At 46.8% G+C, this 18,472-nt stretch carries 17 protein-coding genes; 13 read left to right on the top strand and 4 right to left on the bottom strand.

Annotation, left to right across the window (positions count from 1 at the left end):
* Nucleotides 1-129: 129 nt before the first annotated feature.
* The 6 genes from hemA to kdsA are packed head-to-tail and all read left to right on the top strand — an operon-like array spanning nt 130 to nt 6,194.
* On the top strand, nt 130-1,416 hold the full coding sequence (gene hemA, locus CSH92_RS14340) for a glutamyl-tRNA reductase (RefSeq protein WP_100658337.1): 1,287 nt from the start codon (nt 130-132) through the stop codon (nt 1,414-1,416).
* Nucleotides 1,417-1,425: 9 nt separating this feature from the next.
* Nucleotides 1,426-2,511, top strand: a complete 1,086-nt coding sequence (gene prfA / locus CSH92_RS14335) for a peptide chain release factor 1 (protein WP_100658336.1) — start codon at nt 1,426-1,428, stop codon at nt 2,509-2,511.
* Nucleotides 2,512-2,516: 5 nt separating this feature from the next.
* Nucleotides 2,517-3,362, top strand: coding sequence for a peptide chain release factor N(5)-glutamine methyltransferase (prmC, locus tag CSH92_RS14330; protein ID WP_100658335.1), 846 nt, complete (start codon nt 2,517-2,519; stop codon nt 3,360-3,362).
* 21 nt (nt 3,363-3,383) lie between these two features.
* Nucleotides 3,384-4,946 (top strand): DUF3369 domain-containing protein, encoded by a 1,563-nt coding sequence (locus tag CSH92_RS14325; protein ID WP_100658334.1) that lies wholly within the window; start codon nt 3,384-3,386, stop codon nt 4,944-4,946.
* A gap of 16 nt (nt 4,947-4,962) precedes the next feature.
* Nucleotides 4,963-5,337 (top strand): SirB2 family protein, encoded by a 375-nt coding sequence (locus tag CSH92_RS14320; protein WP_100658333.1) that lies wholly within the window; start codon nt 4,963-4,965, stop codon nt 5,335-5,337.
* 8 nt (nt 5,338-5,345) lie between these two features.
* A complete protein-coding gene (kdsA, locus tag CSH92_RS14315) occupies nt 5,346-6,194 on the top strand; it encodes a 3-deoxy-8-phosphooctulonate synthase (RefSeq protein WP_100658332.1) in 849 nt (282 codons plus the stop codon).
* Nucleotides 6,195-6,247: 53 nt separating this feature from the next.
* On the opposite strand, the gene CSH92_RS14310 is transcribed toward kdsA, so the two are convergent.
* Nucleotides 6,248-6,535, bottom strand: coding sequence for a hypothetical protein (locus CSH92_RS14310; protein WP_124916967.1), 288 nt, complete (start codon nt 6,533-6,535; stop codon nt 6,248-6,250).
* Nucleotides 6,536-6,758: 223 nt separating this feature from the next.
* On the opposite strand from CSH92_RS14310, the gene CSH92_RS14305 reads away from it, so the two are divergent.
* The 5 genes from CSH92_RS14305 (at nt 6,759) to fusA (ending at nt 12,016) form a co-directional block, all read left to right on the top strand.
* Nucleotides 6,759-7,661 carry a transcriptional regulator GcvA gene (locus tag CSH92_RS14305; protein WP_100658330.1) on the top strand — a complete coding sequence of 301 codons (903 nt, stop codon included), beginning with the start codon at nt 6,759-6,761 and terminating at the stop codon, nt 7,659-7,661.
* Complete coding sequence (locus CSH92_RS14300; protein WP_100658459.1) at nt 7,645-8,286, top strand: alpha/beta family hydrolase; 642 nt, start codon at nt 7,645-7,647, stop codon at nt 8,284-8,286. The genes CSH92_RS14305 and CSH92_RS14300 overlap by 17 nt, the downstream gene beginning before the upstream one ends.
* Nucleotides 8,280-8,705 carry a DUF423 domain-containing protein gene (locus CSH92_RS14295; protein WP_100658329.1) on the top strand — a complete coding sequence of 142 codons (426 nt, stop codon included), beginning with the start codon at nt 8,280-8,282 and terminating at the stop codon, nt 8,703-8,705. Before CSH92_RS14300 ends, CSH92_RS14295 begins: the two co-directional genes overlap by 7 nt.
* On the top strand, nt 8,698-9,801 hold the full coding sequence (gene rlmM, locus CSH92_RS14290) for a 23S rRNA (cytidine(2498)-2'-O)-methyltransferase RlmM (RefSeq protein ID WP_100658328.1): 1,104 nt from the start codon (nt 8,698-8,700) through the stop codon (nt 9,799-9,801). The genes CSH92_RS14295 and rlmM overlap by 8 nt, the downstream gene beginning before the upstream one ends.
* A gap of 130 nt (nt 9,802-9,931) precedes the next feature.
* Nucleotides 9,932-12,016: an elongation factor G gene (fusA, locus tag CSH92_RS14285; RefSeq protein WP_100658327.1), complete on the top strand. Its 2,085-nt coding sequence runs from the start codon at nt 9,932-9,934 to the stop codon at nt 12,014-12,016.
* An 88-nt stretch (nt 12,017-12,104) separates the two neighbouring features.
* Here fusA and CSH92_RS14280 read toward each other — a convergent pair whose 3' ends face one another.
* The 3 genes from CSH92_RS14280 to CSH92_RS14270 are packed head-to-tail and all read right to left on the bottom strand — an operon-like array spanning nt 12,105 to nt 16,070.
* Entirely contained in the window at nt 12,105-14,159 is a 2,055-nt protein-coding gene (locus tag CSH92_RS14280; protein WP_100658326.1) for a transglutaminase TgpA family protein, read from the bottom strand.
* A gap of 2 nt (nt 14,160-14,161) precedes the next feature.
* The gene (locus CSH92_RS14275; protein WP_100658325.1) at nt 14,162-15,142 is read right to left on the bottom strand and encodes a DUF58 domain-containing protein; all 981 of its coding nucleotides are present in this window, start codon (nt 15,140-15,142) and stop codon (nt 14,162-14,164) included.
* Nucleotides 15,143-15,161: 19 nt separating this feature from the next.
* A complete protein-coding gene (locus CSH92_RS14270; RefSeq protein WP_100658458.1) occupies nt 15,162-16,070 on the bottom strand; it encodes an AAA family ATPase in 909 nt (302 codons plus the stop codon).
* 156 nt (nt 16,071-16,226) lie between these two features.
* Between CSH92_RS14270 and CSH92_RS14265 the strand changes: the two genes are divergently transcribed.
* Nucleotides 16,227-16,790, top strand: a complete 564-nt coding sequence (locus CSH92_RS14265; protein ID WP_100658324.1) for a hypothetical protein — start codon at nt 16,227-16,229, stop codon at nt 16,788-16,790.
* 24 nt (nt 16,791-16,814) lie between these two features.
* Nucleotides 16,815-18,455 carry a phosphoglucomutase (alpha-D-glucose-1,6-bisphosphate-dependent) gene (gene pgm / locus CSH92_RS14260; RefSeq protein WP_100658323.1) on the top strand — a complete coding sequence of 547 codons (1,641 nt, stop codon included), beginning with the start codon at nt 16,815-16,817 and terminating at the stop codon, nt 18,453-18,455.
* The last annotated feature ends 17 nt before the right edge of the window (nt 18,456-18,472 follow it).

Raw genomic sequence — 18,472 nt, 5'->3', positions numbered from 1 at the left:
TAGTTGCTCTTATCGCGCTCACTCGTTGCTTCAAATGGTAAGTTATTCTGCTTAATTCCGCGGCTCAGTACTTTCATTCAATAGGGGTTTTTCGTACAATGCCGGGGCTTTCAGTCACATCAGTACTCAATGACCTTAATTGCACTCGGAATCAATCACAAAACAGCACCTGTCGCGTTGCGCGAGAAAGTTGCGTTTAATGCCGATAGTCTCGTCGAAGCGTTATTGTCTTTGAAGGAAAAACGTCAAGCGAAGGAAGCTGTGATTGTTTCCACCTGCAATCGCACCGAAATATACGCGTTTGCCGAGAACGAAGATTCTGAAGCGGGAGCAACGGCGTTACGGCACTGGTTAGCCGAGTTTCACGCACTCAATGATGCTGCAATTGAGCGCCATTGCTACACCTACTTTGGCGACAATGCGGTTCAACATATGATGCGCGTGGCCAGTGGTCTGGATTCGTTAGTGTTGGGTGAACCGCAAATTTTGGGGCAAGTGAAACAGGCCTTTAATGACGCCAAACATACGGGCGCAGTAGGCAATGGGCTTGAGCGGTTATTTCAATACACGTTTTCAGTCGCTAAGCGGGTTAGAACAGAAACTGAGATAGGTAACAATGCTGTTTCTGTTGCCTATGCGGCTGTGCAATTAGCTAAACATATTTTCGCCAAATTAGATAAACAGACCGTGCTGTTAGTGGGGGCTGGTGAGACTATAGAATTAGTTGCGCAGCATTTAAACGAGCAAGGTGTAGCGAAAATCATGGTCGCGAATCGCACGTTAGCACGTGCTGAATCACTCGCCCAGCAGCTAAGCGCAGAAGCATTGACGCTGGCACAACTTCCGACCCATTTGGCCCAAGCCGATATTGTAATTACCAGTACAGCGAGTCAACTGCCACTGATCGGTAAAGGCATGGTAGAACATGCACTGAAAGCGCGTAAAAACCGGCCTATGTTTATCGTCGACCTTGCTGTCCCTCGTGATGTTGAGGTCGAAGTTGCGGAACTGGACAACGCATTTTTATATACTGTGGATGATCTGCAGCACATAGTTGAGGAAAATATTGCCACTCGGCAAAATGCAGCTGAAGCGGCTGAAACACTGATACTGGAGCAATCGAGAGCTTATGAGGCGTGGTTGAAAAGTCGCGACTCTATTGATTTAGTCCGCACTTATCGGCAACGCAGTAAAGAGCAGGCGGATGCCATACTGAGTAATGCTCGCCAGCAATTGATTGAAGGCAAAGATGCTGATCAATTGCTTCAAGAGCTGACACATAAATTAAGTAATTACCTGATGCATGCGCCAACCAAAGCGCTAAATGTTGCCATTGAACGCAACGATGAAGAACTAAAACGGACGTTGTCAGATGCCTTTGAGCTTGAGACACCACCGCACAACGAGAAGAACTAAGAGAGTCACATGAAAGAATCTGTGGTAGCGAAATTAACCTCATTGGTCGAACGCTTTGAAGAGGTACAAGCATTATTAAGTGCTCCAGAGGTGATCTCGGATCAAGAACGCTTTCGCGCATTGTCAAAAGAATTTTCGCAATTAGAAGGGGTCGTTAAGGCGTTTAATCAGTACCAGCAAGCACAAGAAGACTTGCAATCAGCGACCGAAATGATGAATGAAGATGACGCTGAAATGCGGGAGATGGCACAAGAAGAATACAAGGCTGCTAAAGAGCAAATTGAGGCGCTTGAGCAAGACTTACAAATTTTGCTATTACCGCGTGACCCAAACGATGATCATAACTGCTTTATTGAGATCCGTGCCGGAGCGGGGGGCGATGAGGCGGCTATTTTTGCGGGTGATTTATTTCGTATGTATAGCCGCTATGCTGAGACCAAGGGATGGCGTATTGAAGTTGTCAGCGCTAATGAGGGCGAGCACGGTGGGTTTAAAGAGGTTATCGCCAACGTGTCCGGAGATGGCGTTTACGGCATCCTAAAATTTGAATCCGGCGGTCACCGGGTGCAGCGTGTCCCTGAAACTGAGTCGCAGGGCCGCATTCATACCTCAGCCTGCACCGTGGCTGTGCTGCCAGAAGTGCCAGAATCAGAAGCGATTGAGATCAATCCAGCAGACTTACGAATAGACACTTTTAGAGCGTCAGGAGCGGGTGGTCAGCACGTGAACAAAACTGACTCTGCCATTCGCATAACGCATATACCAACCGGTGTGGTTGTGGAGTGTCAAGATGAGCGTTCACAGCATAAAAACCGCGCCAAGGCGATGTCAGTATTAAATGCGCGATTAAATCAGATTGAACAGGACAAACGCGCAGCTGAAGAAGCCTCTACACGCAAAAGTTTGGTCGGGAGTGGTGACCGTTCAGAGCGCATCCGGACCTATAATTTTCCGCAAGGTCGCGTGACGGATCATCGAATTAACCTAACGCTTTACAAATTAGATGATGTTATTGAAGGTGATTTGAATGCGTTGTTAGAGCCGATTCGTCAGGAGCATCAAGCGGATCTACTTGCTGCACTCGCGGAGGACTAATTTTCATGCGTTTGGATCTCGCTCTACGTGAGAGCCGTCAGCGTTTGGCATCTAACGGCATAGATTCGGCGCCACTAGATGCCAGAGTTTTGCTCAAAGCCGTTCTAAAATGTGATGACCGGTATTTATTTACCTACCCAGAACAGCAGCTCACTGAAGCACAGCAACGCCAGCTAGCGAGCTCTATTGAGCGACGTTTGCAGGGGGAGCCAATTGCTTACATCACGGGGCTGCGGGCATTCTGGGATTTTGAGCTTAAGGTCTCACCAGCCACGTTGATCCCGCGCCCAGAAACTGAAGTGTTAGTTGAAACTGCATTGCAATATGTTTCTCGCGACGATGCAGTAATCTGTGACCTGGGTACCGGCACCGGCGCCATTGCGCTAGCTTTGGCCAAAGAACGGCCCAGTTGGCGTGTTGTCGGTGTAGATAAATCACCTGAGGCGGTATCCCTTGCGCAATTTAACTGTGCGCAACTAAGTATTACGAACGCAACATTCAGCTGCAGTGATTGGTTCAGTGCACTGCACGCACAGCGCTTTGATTTAATTGTTTCGAATCCGCCTTATGTTGAGCCTGATAGTCCCTATTTGGCCCTTGGTGACGTACGTTTTGAGCCTCACAGTGCACTTACCGCGAACGACAACGGATATGCAGATTTGGCGCAAATTGTGCGTCAAGCACCTGAGTTTCTTGCTAATGACGGGTGGTTAATGGTAGAACATGGATATCAGCAGGGCCCTAGAGTACAAGCGTATCTGCAGGACGCTGGTTTTCAGTCCATCGAGACGGTATGTGATCTACAGCAATTACCGCGGGTTACGATAGGTTCCTGGTTTTCGCCGCAATAATAATAAGTAAAGGCAACAAGCATGAATGATGAACTGTTATTTGTTGATGAACCAGACGAGATTCCAAGCGGTCCCGTTGAGGTCTCAGTCGACCGCTGGAAAATTTTAATCGTTGATGATGAACCTGAAGTTCATGCAGTTACTAAATTAGCCCTGAGTGACTTTGTTTTTAATGGCAAAACATTAGAGTTTGTCAGTGCTTATTCAGGCGCAGAGGCAAAACAAATTTTCCAAGAGCAACACGACATTGCTGTGGTGCTGCTCGACGTTGTAATGGAAGAGGATGACTCTGGCCTTAAAGTCGCCGAGTATATTCGCGATGAGTTACACAATCATTTTTGCCGCATTATTTTGCGCACCGGCCAACCCGGTCAAGCGCCTGAAAAAGATGTCATCATCAACTACGACATTAACGACTACAAATCAAAAACAGAACTAACTGCACAGAAGCTATTTACCGTAGTTATATCAGCGTTGCGTTCTTACAACGATATTATCGTCATCGAAGAAAATCGCGCTGGCCTGCAGAAAATTGTTGAAGCTTCTTCAGATTTGTATTGTGCACGCTCGCTTGAAACCTTTATTCAAGGGCTCGTGCAACAGTTAGCGTCGATCCTGGGATGCTCCAAAGATGCTGCCTATATTACCAGCGCAGTAGCCACGCCAAAACCGTTCTATCAGTCTAACTCAGACGAGTTATTTATCTTTGTTGGTAATGGAGAATACGCTAATTATGAGGGGAAGCCGTTGACCGAGGTTGTCAATGGTCAGCAACTAACGACTTGTCAGCAGGCACTTGAGCAAGAGGATATCGTATACGGCGATGACCATTTAGTTGCGTTTTGTCACAGTAAATCGAAGCGGGGTTCATTGTTGTATTTATCTGGTTTGCCACGCAAACTCAGTCAAAACGATAAATTGTTAGTTGATGTGTTCGCGCAGAATGTGCAATACGCCTTTGAAAACGTGCTTGCCACGCGTGATATCGAAGATACACAGCAGGAAGTCATAGAGCGTTTGGGCGTAGCGATGGAGCACGAAACCGTTTCGGGTGAGCAGTTACAGCGCATGCGCTTGATGTGTGAATTAATGGCTCGAGAACTGGGGTTTGATGAGGCTCATGTGGATCGTTTTAGTATGGCTGTTCCTTTACATGATATCGGTAGCACTAAAGTACCGCATGCAATCATTCAGAAGCCAGAAGAACTCAGTGAGGACGAGCGCGAGCAAATAAAACGCCATACGCAATTTGGTTTTGATATTTTGAAGGATTCTGAACGCCCGGTGATCCAATTGGCGGCTGTGTTAGCTCACCAACATCATGAACGCTGGGATGGGCGCGGTTATCCGAAAGGTTTAAAGGGCGAAAGTATTGCTATCGAAGCTCGCATCACAGCGCTGGCTGATGTGTTTGATGCACTTTATAACAAACGCCCACATAAAGACGCTTGGCCGTTAGAGCGTGTTGTCGAGCATATTCAGGAACAGAGTGGTAAGCATTTTGATCCTAAACTAGTGAATATTTTAATGGCAAATCTTGACGCCATTACCGCCATTCAGGCAAAGCATCCCTGTTTAGATTGAGGCGAAGGAGCCCCCTATGTATATGATGATGAAACATCTTCATCTGACCGCTATTGTGATTAGCATCTTATTGTTTGTCCTGCGTTTTGTGTTAAAGCAAATGAACGCTGGGATGTTACAGCAAAAATGGTTACGGATATTACCGCATATCGTTGATACAGTTTTATTGGCTTCTGCGTTGGTATTGTGCGTTTTGCTTAGCCAATATCCGATTGTCAACGGATGGTTAACGGTAAAACTTGCTGGCGTAATTGCCTACATTGTTTTTGGCTTACTCGCGTTAAAGAAAGCCGAGACCAAAGCCGGTCAATGGGGGGCTTTTATTGCTGCGCTTGTGTGTTTGGCAATTACCGCCAAAGTTGCGATCACTAAACAACCCTTATTCTTTTGAGGCGCAATATGATCACTCATGTCAATGTTGCTGATATTCGGGTCGCTAATGATGCACCGATGGTGCTATTCGGTGGTATGAATGTATTAGAATCGCGCGATCTTGCCATGCGGATCGCTGAACACTATGTCGAAGTCACACAGAAGTTAAATATTCCTTATGTTTTTAAGGCATCATTTGACAAGGCCAACCGTTCTTCTGTGCATTCATACCGAGGGCCGGGGTTAGAGGAAGGTCTTAAAATCTTCAGCGAGATAAAGCAGCAATTTTCGGTACCGGTTATTACCGACGTTCATGAACCTTATCAGGCTGCTCCAGTCGCTGAAGTTGTCGATATTATCCAGTTACCTGCTTTTTTAGCTAGACAGACGGACTTAGTGGTTGCAATGGCGCAGACTGGTGCTGTGATCAACGTGAAGAAGCCCCAGTTTCTAGCCGCTCACGAAATGCGTCACATTATCAAGAAATTTGCTGAGGCAGGAAACGAAAACATTCTGTTGTGCGAGCGCGGTAGTTGTTTTGGCTACAACAACCTAGTCGTAGATATGCTTGGCATGGACGAAATGAAGTCGTATGCACCGGTAATTTTTGATGCAACCCACGCGTTGCAAAAACCCGGTGGTCGCAGCGACTCTGCTGATGGGAGGCGCGCACAAGCGGCGCAATTAGCTAGAGCGGGTATGGCTTTAGGCATTGCTGGATTATTTATCGAAGCTCACCCGGATCCTAATCAAGCCCTATGCGACGGTCCATGCGCCTTGCAATTGGATAAATTAGAGCAGTACCTCGCACAAATGCAAGCCGTAGATGAACTCGTTAAGCAGTTCGCCCCTCTGGATACGAGCGCTAAATCTTAAGTCTGTGAGCGTGCTGAGGCACGCTCACGCGATCACGCCTTTGACTTTTTAATTTATTCGCCAATGACAACTTTAAATTGATTGCGTGGCAACGCTTGGCGAGCAAGGTCTAGGTGCTGTTCGATTTGATGTTGCACTGTTGATTGCTTCAACATGGCAGCAATTTCCTGTTGCATTGCCGGCATCTCAAGCGCCTGTAGGTTCTGTTCGATGTTTTCTGCAATAGCAATATGCAGTTCTTGATGGTTTAGCATTGCATAATTGTTAGCATTTGCGAGTGCTGGCAATGATGCGCTCAAACCAATGGTCATAAGAGAAAGAGTAATAATAGCTTTTTGCATGATCTTTTACTGTATTTAAGTTAATTTAATTTGTTAAAAATGTGTGTTATTTTTAACATTCGGTTAAATAAAAAAATCTTTATTTATAAGGGTTTATATTTAAAGTTGGGTAAATTATACCCAGTTATTTAGTTTATTAAATTGACAAAAATTAAAAATAAAGATTAGAAAAACTAATCCATCTGTAGCATAATTGTCACGCTATTAATTCATTGAGACTGGTATGAATCGACGCTTGCCCCCGTTAAATGCGCTAAAAGCGTTTGAAGCTGCTGCGCGTCATCTAAGTTTTACTAAAGCGGCTGACGAATTATTTGTCACTCAGGCTGCAGTCAGTCACCAAATAAAGTCGCTGGAAGAGTACCTCAGTATGAAACTTTTCTTGCGCAAGAACCGGGCGTTGCTGCTTACTGAAGAGGGGCAAAGCTATTACCTAGAGTTGCGCGATGCATTTCGGCATATGCAAGATGCGACAGAGCGATTGTTAGCGAAAGGTGCTAAAGGCGCATTAACTGTCGCAACTCCGCCGAGTTTTGCGAGTCAATGGTTGATACCGCGTATCAGTCGTTTCTCCCAACACAATCCGGATATAGACGTGCGTATTAAAGCGGTTGATCACGACGAAGGCTTTTTACAAGCAGATACCGACATCGCCGTATATTATGGGCGGGGTCGCTGGTCTGGTTTGCATGCCGAACCGTTACATGCTGAATATCTTACACCGTTATGTTCACCACTGTTACTCACCAGTAATAAGCCTTTAGAGGTCTTAGAGGATCTTAAATTTCATGTACTGCTGCATGACTCAAGCCGCGAAGGTTGGATTAATTATTTACGGCAATTCAATGTGAAAGGGGTTAATGTCAATCAAGGTCCGATGTTTAGTCACTCAATGATGGTTTTACAAGCCGCAGCCTTAGGTCAGGGTATAGCCTTAGGCAATACGATTTTGGCTCGTCCTGAGATTGAGGCAGGCCGTTTGGTTGCTCCCTTTGCTGAGAAACTCAAGAGTAAAGATAGTTTTTATTTGGTCTGTGAAGAAAGCCAAGTGGACTTAGGTAAGATTGTTGCGTTCCGCGAATGGATCCACAACGAAGTTGATTATGAAAATGATGCAATGCTTTAAACCACCAACGGGCAAAAAAACGCACCTACAAATAATTTTAGCGCATGGCGCTGGCGCGGGCATGCAATCGGAATTCATGCAAGCTATGGCAAATGCGCTGAGTCAGCGAGGCGTGCTAACCTGGTTGTTCAATTTTCCTTACATGCAAATTCAAGAGTCCACGGGAAAGAAACGTCCACCTGACCGCGCACCCAAGCTATTGGACGCGATATCGCAGGTACTCGAGCAAGTGACCAGCGAGCCCGAGTTTGAACCGACAACTCCGTTGTTGCTCGGTGGCAAGTCAATGGGCGGCCGCATGATGAGCATGTGGGCGGCGGAACAGGCAACGACAGCAGGGCCAATCAATGGCGTTGTCGCACTGGGTTACCCCTTTCACCCACCGGGTAAACCAGACAAACTGCGCATCGAACATTTTTCACAACTGCCCTGTAATATTCTGATCATTCAGGGAGAGCGCGACACGTTTGGTAATCAAGCCTGCGTTGCGCAGCTTACATTACCAAGCTTGGTAAACGTGCGTTGGCTAGCCGATGGCGATCACAGTTTTAAACCGCGTAAATCGTCGGGCCTCACACAACAGCAACATATTCTTCAAGCTGCCGATTGGATAGCACAATGGTAAAACAACAAGTAACAGCCGCACGATTTTTGCTGATTGCGGCGATTTGCTGTGGCATAGCCGTTATAATGGGGGCGTTTGCCGCTCATGGACTCAAAAATATTTTATCAGACCAAGCATTGGCGACGATCCGCACAGCAGTGTTATATCAATTCGTGCATGGATTGGCACTGTTAGGTTGTGCTTTAGCGTTGGCACACCAGCTATGGTTTGCTGTTGAACGTAGTATTCGCATCGCGGGCTATTGTTTTATCAGTGGTACTATTTTATTCAGTGGCAGCTTATATGGGCTAAGCGTGTTTAACTTGACGTTTCTGGGGCCGGTAACGCCGCTTGGTGGAGTCGCATTTATATTTGGCTGGGTAGCCCTTATTATCAGTAGCACGCAGTTATTGCGACAATTGAGGCACTCTAATGACTAGTTCATCGGCGCTCTTAGCGTATTGTCGGGTGGGGTATGAAAAAGATGTTGCTGCTGAATTAACCCAAGTTTTGGCTGCACGCGGCGTCTACGGATACCCAGTTTTACAAGCCGGTGACGGTTATATACACTTTATTTTGCCGGACCTTTCCGCGCATGATGTTATTGCTGAATTAGCCGTCAGCGATTTGATCTTCGTGCGACAATTATCCGCTATTCTAGCTGAAATCGAGTCATTTCCTCTGCAGCAGCGTGTGGAGGCGGTCACCGCAGCATTAGACGAAGCTATGTTAGTCGTGCGCGAAACCAAACCAATCCCCAAGGTCATGGGGCGTTTAGAGGTTGAATATCCGGATTCTGAAAGTGGTAAAAGCGTGGCTCGCTTTGCTAAGAAATTTGCCGTACCGCTGCGCCAAGCCCTCCGGCAGCAGCAGCGATTGACAAGCAAGGAACGCCTTGATTTGCCTTGTCTTCGAGTATTTATTGATGATTTTGAGCGCTGCTTTATTAGCTATTCAACTCCACAAAAGCACTCACCGTACGTTAATGGTATCCACCGGCTAAAATTCCCACCGGCGGCACCAAGCCGCTCAACACTTAAGCTGGAAGAGGCGATCCTTGATCTATTGACCGACGCTGATCGACAGGCCTTGTTTCGTGAAGGTGCGCGAGCGGTCGACTTGGGGGCATGTCCGGGCGGTTGGACCTATCAACTGGTGCACAGAGGTATGCATGTCGAGGCGGTAGACAACGGTGCAATGGCAGATTCTTTAATGCAAACGGGGCAGGTAAGCTATTTTGCTGCTGATGGTTTTAAGTACAAGCCACAGTACGGCAGCGCACAGTTATTGGTTTGCGATATGATAGAGCGTCCTGATCGTGTGGCTGTATTAATGCAACAATGGTTACAAAAAGGCTATGCGCAGGCAGCTATATTTAATCTGAAATTGCCGATGAAAAAACGCTATGACACGGTCGTCGAGTTATTGGCTGGATTGCGCGACGGTTTAGCTAGTTCGTTTCGGGTCCGCTGCAAACAGCTTTATCACAATCGCGATGAAGTTACTGTAAGCATTATGCCAAAACATAATAAGTAGCGAATTAAAGTGTTTGCGAGCAGATAAACCACTTTTTTTCACAATAAGTGCAAAAAAAGTATAAAAGTCATCCAGAAATCCTATATAATCCCGCCCGTTTTTTTCCTTGAACCAATAATGAAGTAGGGCTATGTCAGACTTATCAAAATACAGAAATATCGGTATTTTCGCGCACGTTGATGCCGGAAAAACCACTACGACCGAACGTATTCTAAAGCTTACCGGTAAAATTCATAAGACCGGTGAGGTTCACGATGGTGAATCAACGACCGACTTCATGGAGCAGGAAGCAGAGCGTGGTATCACGATCCAGTCAGCAGCAACGACCTGTTTCTGGAAAGATCACCGTTTCAACATTATCGATACTCCTGGACACGTTGACTTCACTGTTGAAGTTTACCGTTCATTGAAAGTACTTGACGGCGGTGTGGGTGTATTCTGTGGCTCTGGTGGTGTTGAGCCGCAGTCAGAAACCAACTGGCGTTATGCGAACGAATCTGAAGTAGCACGTATCATCTTCGTAAACAAACTTGACCGTATGGGTGCGGATTTCTACCGCGTTGTTGGTCAGGTTAAGAAAGTATTGGGTGCAAACCCACTAGTTATGACGTTGCCAATTGGTATCGAAGACGATTTCGTTGGTGTAGTTGACGTACTTGAGCGTAAAGCCTACGTATGGGATGACTCTGGTCTTCCAGAAAACTACGAAGTTCAAGATATCCCTGCGGATATGGTCGACAAAGTTGAAGAGTATCGCGAGCAATTAGTTGAAACTGCTGTTGAGCAAGACGACGACTTAATGATGGCGTATATGGATGGCGAAGAGCCTTCAATTGAAGACCTTAAGCGTTGTATCCGCAAAGGTACTATCGCGCTAGACTTCTTCCCAACATTCTGTGGATCTGCGTTTAAGAACAAAGGCGTGCAGAACGTACTTGACGCGGTTGTAGATTACCTACCAAGCCCAACAGAAGTTGACCCTCAGCCGTTGACGGATGAAGAAGGTAACGAGACGGGTGAAGTTGCAACCGTTTCTGTTGATGAACCACTGCGTATGTTGGCGTTCAAAATCATGGACGACCGTTTTGGTGCCTTAACCTTCGTACGTATTTACTCTGGTAAGTTGAATAAGGGTGATACCATCCTTAACTCTGCAACAGGTAAAACTGAGCGTGTAGGCCGTATGGTAGAGATGCACGCGAATGAGCGTACTGAGCTGTCATCTGCGCAAGCCGGTGACATTCTAGCAATTGTGGGCATGAAGAATGTACAAACAGGTCATACTCTGTGTGATCCTAAAAATCCTTGTACGCTAGAAGCCATGGTATTCCCAGAGCCGGTAATTTCTATCGCCGTTGCACCAAAAGATAAAGGTTCAACCGAGAAGATGGGTATCGCTATAGGTAAGATGGTTGCTGAAGATCCGTCGTTCCAGGTTGAAACAGATGAAGATTCAGGTGAAACCATCCTTAAAGGTATGGGTGAACTTCACTTGGATATTAAAGTTGACATCTTGAAGCGTACTTACGGTGTTGAGTTGAATGTGGGTCAACCACAGGTTGCATACCGTGAAACGATCACACAGCCGGTAGAAGACAGCTACACGCACAAGAAGCAGTCTGGTGGTTCTGGTCAGTTCGGTAAGATTGATTACCGCATTCGTCCAGGTGAGCCTGGCAGCGGCTTTAAGTTCGAATCAACGGTTGTTGGTGGTAACGTTCCTAAGGAATTCTTCCCAGCGATCGAGAAAGGCTTCAAAGGCATGATGGAACAGGGGGTTCTTGCAGGGTTCCCAGTACTTGACGTTGAAGTTGAGTTGTATGACGGTGGATTCCACGCGGTTGACTCATCAGCGATTGCGTTTGAAATCGCAGCGAAAGGCGCTTTCCGTCAATCAATTCCTAAAGCTGGTCCACAGTTGATCGAGCCAATCATGAAAGTTGACGTATTTACACCAGAAGATCACGTTGGTGATGTTATTGGTGACTTGAACCGTCGTCGCGGCATGATCAAAGATCAAGAAGCGGGCGCAACAGGCGTACGTATCAAAGCAGATGTACCTCTTTCAGAGATGTTCGGTTACATCGGTCACCTGCGTACTATGACTTCTGGTCGTGGTCAGTTCTCAATGGAGTTCAGCCACTACTTACCTTGCCCACAAAACGTGGCTGAGAAAGTTATCGAAGAAGTTAAAGCGCGTGACGCGAAGAAATAAGGTCATAAATTGACTACCCAAAGGGCTCCTTACCGGAGCCCTTTTTTTTGCGTTGAGCAGAGAGTGTGGATTGACGCTAATTGCCTAACTAAGAGGCTTTTTCGATCTGTTTCTTAAGGCTTTTGCGGTAATTGCGCATTTGCTGAAGCACAGCTTTATTATCGCGCTGACTGGGTAGCTTGCGATATTCTGATTGCACATAGGCGCGCGTGGCTTCGGCAAAAATTTTGGCTATCGTAGGCGGTAAATCAGTGCGTACTTTAGCTAAGTATTCTGTGGCACCCAACGTACCACGTTTAATGCCAGTCAAATTTTCGATCAGTTGGTTACATTGATGATAGGCCGTATTCATTGGATACGCGTCATGTCGACGTAGCTGCGGCAGTATATATAAACCCAGCAATAAACTGATGATCATGACCGCACCTACACCTATCATCGATAATTTTTGCGCGGTTAGCTCGCCAAACCACTGTTGCAAGAGATCGTACTGTTGTTGACTGTCAAAACCGAGGATCCACTTGCTCCACTGATAATCCATTTCTGCAAACCATAATCGTAATTGATTAAACAGTTCGATATTCTTTAAGCGCGCAAGTGAAAGTGGTGCATCCTCCAAAAAGCTACCTTCATCCTGCATCGCATGCTCTAAACCAAACTCAATGCGACCCGGTGAAACCCATGCGGTTGGATCCAAGCGCACCCATCCGCGTTCATCGACCCAAGCTTCAACCCAGGCATGTGCGTCATATTGATGCACACTAATAACGTTGGGACTCAATTCTTCACCGCCCTGATAACCGGTTACCATGCGAGCGGGGATGTCTGATAAACGTAAGATGTAAGCCAGTGCGCTTGCATAGTGGGCACAGAAGCCAGCCTTGTGTTCAAACAGGAATTGGTCGACGGGGTTGGTTGGCATCGGATTGGGCTTTAACGTGTAGCGAAAACCAGAGCTGATGAAGTGCTCTTGTAATGCTTGGAGCAATGATTGGTTCTCAGGGTATTGCTGACGCAGCTCTGCAACCCATTGCTGGGTCTGTGGGTTGCCGCTCTGCGGTAATTGACGGTTGATGCGTCGGTCCACACTAAATAGCGTTTGATTCAGCGGTTCAGCATAATACGACTGCACACTGTAGCGCATGGGAGAGACTACCGGCCTTGAAGCTAGCAACTGATATTCATGACCATGTTTGATTTGGGTGTCTCCCATTGCACGGGCACGCGCAATATCGAGCGCAAAAAGCCAACGTTGATGGGAGGGTTCTGCGATGACTTCGTATTGCCAAAATGGTCCATCCAGCTCTGGGGTAAATTCTCTTCTGGCTTGCTGGTATTGACGGTTGAGTTGGCGTCGCTGAGAAGCAATAGACCAAGTTTTGCCATCAAAGGCCTCAAGCGTCATTACCCGCCAATAACGTTGATAATTCGGTGGTGGCGAGTTAGTGAAGATGGCCCGAAAGGCTAAGTCTGTTGATTGGCTGAGTTCGGCAAAATCACCAGGTGTTACGCTATCTGATAGCCCCGTCATTGCACCTTTACTGGTAGGCATTTGCCAAAGTGGCGGTAGCTGAGGGAGTATCAAGAACAATGTTACTGCTATCGGCAAAGCTTGTGCGAGCATCATGCCAATAGATTTTACGTGCCTTTGCAAGGTTAAACTGGGGGCATTGAAACTGTGCAGGCCTGCTAAAACGAGCAAAGTGATCATGACATACAAGAGTGAGTAGGCAATGCCTTGTTGAAAAATAAAGCCACAGCCAATCAAAAATAGCAGTGTTGCCGCCAGTTGACGAATGTCTTTCTCCGCGTTGATCCGCATCAGCTTAAACGCACAGGCCATCACTAATAGATTAACCATCGTTAGCAGCAGACCCAACTGTAAACTAAACCACGCAAGGGCTATAGCCGCCAGCACCGCCAAGAGATTAATACTGCGATTGGTTAGGGGCTGATAATTAGGCCGTGCAAACAAAACCACGCGGGTGATCGTAGCACTGGCCGCCAAGATCAAGATCCAAATTAGTAATGGCGTAACCATGGTTGCAGTTATTAGTGCATACGCAATCGCTAGTATGAGTACACATAAACTGCGTTCAAGTGAATGAGCGTTAGCCGATTGATTTTCTAGCGTAGATGTCATGCTTAGTTTCCTGGTGAGTCAGGATAATAGGCAAGTGCGCGCAGGCATGCGAGCCTGTGACCTTCGCCCTGCTCGGGTGGAATTTGCATGTTGCCCAACTGCAGACCAAAACGCACATTTTGCTGACTACACTGGTTTACTTGATAAGCAAGTTCTGACAGAGCATGTTCTAAATTGCCAGAGTCAATGACGGCTAAGCGCAGCCAACCGGAGGCCGATGTCGTAGATTCAAAACGTTTGCTCAACCATTGTTGTTGCTTAGCGACTTGTTTCCATGCCACCCGATTTATATTGTCTCCAGCAACATATTGACTTAATCCGGCAAAATCCTCTGATCCCGCGGTGGTTAGGGCATTACCGCCTTCTTCTAAGGCATCGGCCTGCTGGATCAAGTTAACCTGACAAGGCTGCGGTTTTGGAAAAACCACTACTTCTCGGGCAAAGTCCAGATGCGTCCAGCAACGAAATATACCTAACGGAAAGTAACTTTCGAAGGTCAAGCGCGGTAAGTGATGAACTCCACGCTCAAGCAGCTCATAGCGATATGTGTTCTCGTTTGCGGTATCCAGATCGATACTTTGCTGAGCGGTATTGTTCAGCACTGAGATTAGCAAACGGCCATGTGCGCGTCGCCTTTGATTAGGTAGTTGAGTTGTCAGCTTGAGCTTTACAGTGTCGCCTGCATAACCAGCAGGGAAAGAGGTAATCGCCAGTTGCAGTCGGGCAAAATTCCAATAACTCGCATGCAAGTTGATCAGCAAAACACCGACTAACCAAAAACACAAAAGCAGCATTAGATTGTTTTGGTAATTGGTGCCAAGAATGAACAAACTGATACACAGTGCTACAAATAACCAGCCGAATCGACTGGGAAAAATAAACACATTCTTAAGATCAAGTTGGTGGCTTGCAGCTGGCGGGATGCGCTTATCAAGCCAACGTAGCCAACGTTCTTGCAATCTTATTTTTAATGCAGCAACCACGGGTAGTCAGTTGCTCAAATCAAGCAGCAATTGGATCGACAGCGGCCAATAATTTTTCACTTACCCGTGTCGATAAGTCGGCCTCACTATTCGGTAGGCGCAATCGATGCTCGGCAACGGCAGCAAAAATCTGCTGTACATCTTCTGGCATGACAAAATCGCGACCTTCCATCCACGCCCATGCTTTGGATGCGCGCAAGAGTGCTTTGCTCGCACGCGGGGACAAGGGATTGGTATACAGTCCTGATTCGCGACTATGGTTGACTAAGCGAAGTATATATTCGATGACGGCGTCTGAGCTGTGCACTGTATTAACTTGCTGCTGCCATTCTTGGAGTTGTTGCGCTGATGCAATTGGGGCTAGCTCACTTGGTTGCTGTTCCAATAGCATTTGCTTCTCTGCTTGCCAATTCGGGTAACCGAGCGTGATCCGCATTAAGAAACGATCGAGTTGTGATTCGGGTAACGGATAAGTGCCGGATTGATGCATTGGGTTTTGCGTCGCAATGACAAAAAAGGGTGATGGAAGCGGATAGGTTTCGCCATCTAGACTGACCTGCCGCTCCTCCATGGCTTCAAGCAAAGCACTTTGGGTTTTAGGGCTCGCGCGATTGATTTCATCAGCGAGTACCACTTGGCTAAAAATTGGTCCTGCATGAAAGGTAAATTGCTGTTTTTGCACGTCGAAGATATTAGCACCAAGCATATCCGCAGGGAGTAGGTCTGAGGTGAACTGAATACGTGAATACTCCATACCGAACAAGTTAGCAAGGGCGTGCGATAGAGTAGTTTTTCCCATACCAGGAAGATCTTCTATGAGTAGATGGCCATGGCTCAGTAAACAACTGACAGCCAGCTTAGTCGCATGGGTCTTACCAATAATGACTTTATCCAAAGCCGAAATAATAGGAGTAATTGTGTTATTCATAGACAGCTCTTTTTTGCGCATCTTTAAACTTTAGCTGAGTTTTGCCGCTTGATCAGGATTTCCTTTTGATACCGACGTATGGGTAAATCGGATTATTGTCATGATTTTATCTTTTGCTATGCCTATAATAGGTGCCAAAAAATAACAAGGACTTGCATGAAAACCATTACCATTGACGACGAGCTTTATGCCTTTATTGCGGCGCAAACCAAATATATTGGTGAAGACGCTTCTGATATTTTACGGCGTTTGTTGTTACCCGAGGATGCAGCACAAACACAACCAGTGGCAAGTGCGTCACAAAAGGTTGAGGTAGCCGAAGCCAGTGCTACCATTGTTGCCTCTTCTGCTGATGCTGCTGTATCTGCAGCACCAATGACTGCAACGTTTACTCCGGATAGTAAGGCACTTGCGCAGTGCAATACGGTAGTTGAACGCTTTTTGCTGTTGCTGGGTGAATTACATACTCATCATAAAGCCGACTATTCGCGTGTATTGGCAATAAAAGGTAAAGGAAGAGATTATTTTGCTATCACCAAAGAACAATTGCTAGCCACGGGTAGCAGTACCAACCCCAAAGCGATCCCTGGTTCAGATTATTGGGTGGTAACTAACAATAATACCGGCAAAAAAGCGGCGATCCTGCGCCAAGTCGCTGAAGTACTCGGCTACTCTCCATCTCAGCAAGACGCAATTATTGCAGGATTAACCCAAGCGTAAGACACTCATAATAAGGATACTACTATGGCCATTCATCCGCAGGCAGGACAACCCGCTGACCCAGCACAATTGGTTAATGTCGCTAAACTCGTCAGTGATTATTATACCATCCAACCTGATGTTGATGATCCGCGCCAACAAGTAGCCTTTGGCACTTCGGGGCATCGCGGCAGTGCATTTCTAGCGTCCTTTAATGACCTGCATATTGCGGCAATATCGCAGGCGCTCGCGGAGTACCGACAACAACAGGGTATCACTGGACCATTGTTCATTGGTAAAGATACCCATGCACTTAGTGAGCCTGCACATGCCACCGCGCTGGAAGTTTTGGTCGCAAATTCAGTTGAAGTTGTGATCCAAGCGGATGGCGGATTTACTCCAACGCCAGCCATTTCGCATGCAATCTTAAGTTTTAATCGCGGCAAAACTACGGGTCTGGCTGATGGGGTTGTTATAACCCCGTCACACAATCCCCCCGAAGATGGCGGATTTAAATATAACCCGCCGCATGGTGGCCCGGCTGACACCAATGTGACCAATATTATTCAGGCACGCGCAAACGCAATTATGCGAGACGGGGGGCGGGCGATTAAGAGGGTCAGTCTGAACGCAGCTATGCAATCAGCGAAAGTCACCGAAACCGACTTTGCCAAGCATTACATCGACACTTTAGATCAAGTAATTGATATGCAAGCCATCGCAAACGCTAAGATCCGTATGGGCTGTGACCCGCTCGGTGGGGCGGGTGTTGCCTATTGGGATCGGATTGCACAGCAGTATGGATTAAATATTGAAGTGGTTAACCCGCAGGTTGACCAGCGCTTTGCTTTTATGCGGCGTGACAAGGATGGCAAGTTACGAATGGATTGCTCATCACCCTATGCAATGGCTGGCCTCATCGATATGGCACAAAGATTTGATGTGGCGTTTGGCAATGACACAGACTTTGATCGCCATGGCATCGTTACGCCCAGCGCCGGACTGTTGAATTCGAATCATTATCTCGCCGTCGCCATCGACTATTTGTATCAACACCGTCCGCAATGGTCAGAGCGATTGCTAGTGGGTAAAACCTTAGTTTCTTCAAGTATGATTGACCGCGTATGTACTAATCTAGGACGTGGTTTAGCTGAGATGCCAGTAGGCTTCAAGTGGTTCGTTGATGGGTTAACTCAGGGGACAATCGGTTTTGCTGGCGAGGAAAGTGCAGGGGGGATATTCCTGCGCCGCGATGGAACACCATGGGCGACGGATAAAGATGGCTTTATCATGTGCTTGCTAGCAGCTGAAATTTTGGCTGTCACTGAAGTTGATCCAGGTCAGCGCTACGCTCAATTGACAGAACAGTTTGGTACTCCCATGTATACTCGTATTGACGTAGCTGCTGAATTAGAGCAAAAGCAGGCATTATTACAAATGCAAGCCGACGTGGTTACCAGTGAAACGTTAGCTGGCGAAAAGATTACCCAGATCCAGACTCATGCGCCAGGAAACAATGCCGCCATTGGCGGGGTTAAAGTGTCCACCACCAATGGCTGGTTTGCCGCAAGACCCTCGGGTACGGAAAACGTGTATAAAATCTATGCTGAAAGCTTTTTAGGTGAAACTCACTTACAGAAACTTCTGTCTGAAGCACAAAAAATCGTGGACGATGTAATAAAGTAACTTAATACAAAGAGGTT

Source organism: Neoalteromonas flava (genome assembly GCF_002807685.1).
GTDB lineage: Bacteria > Pseudomonadota > Gammaproteobacteria > Enterobacterales > Alteromonadaceae > Alteromonas_E > Alteromonas_E flava.
The sequence above is the reverse complement of the archived record's forward strand: the minus strand, read 5'-3'. Positions and strand labels throughout refer to the sequence as shown.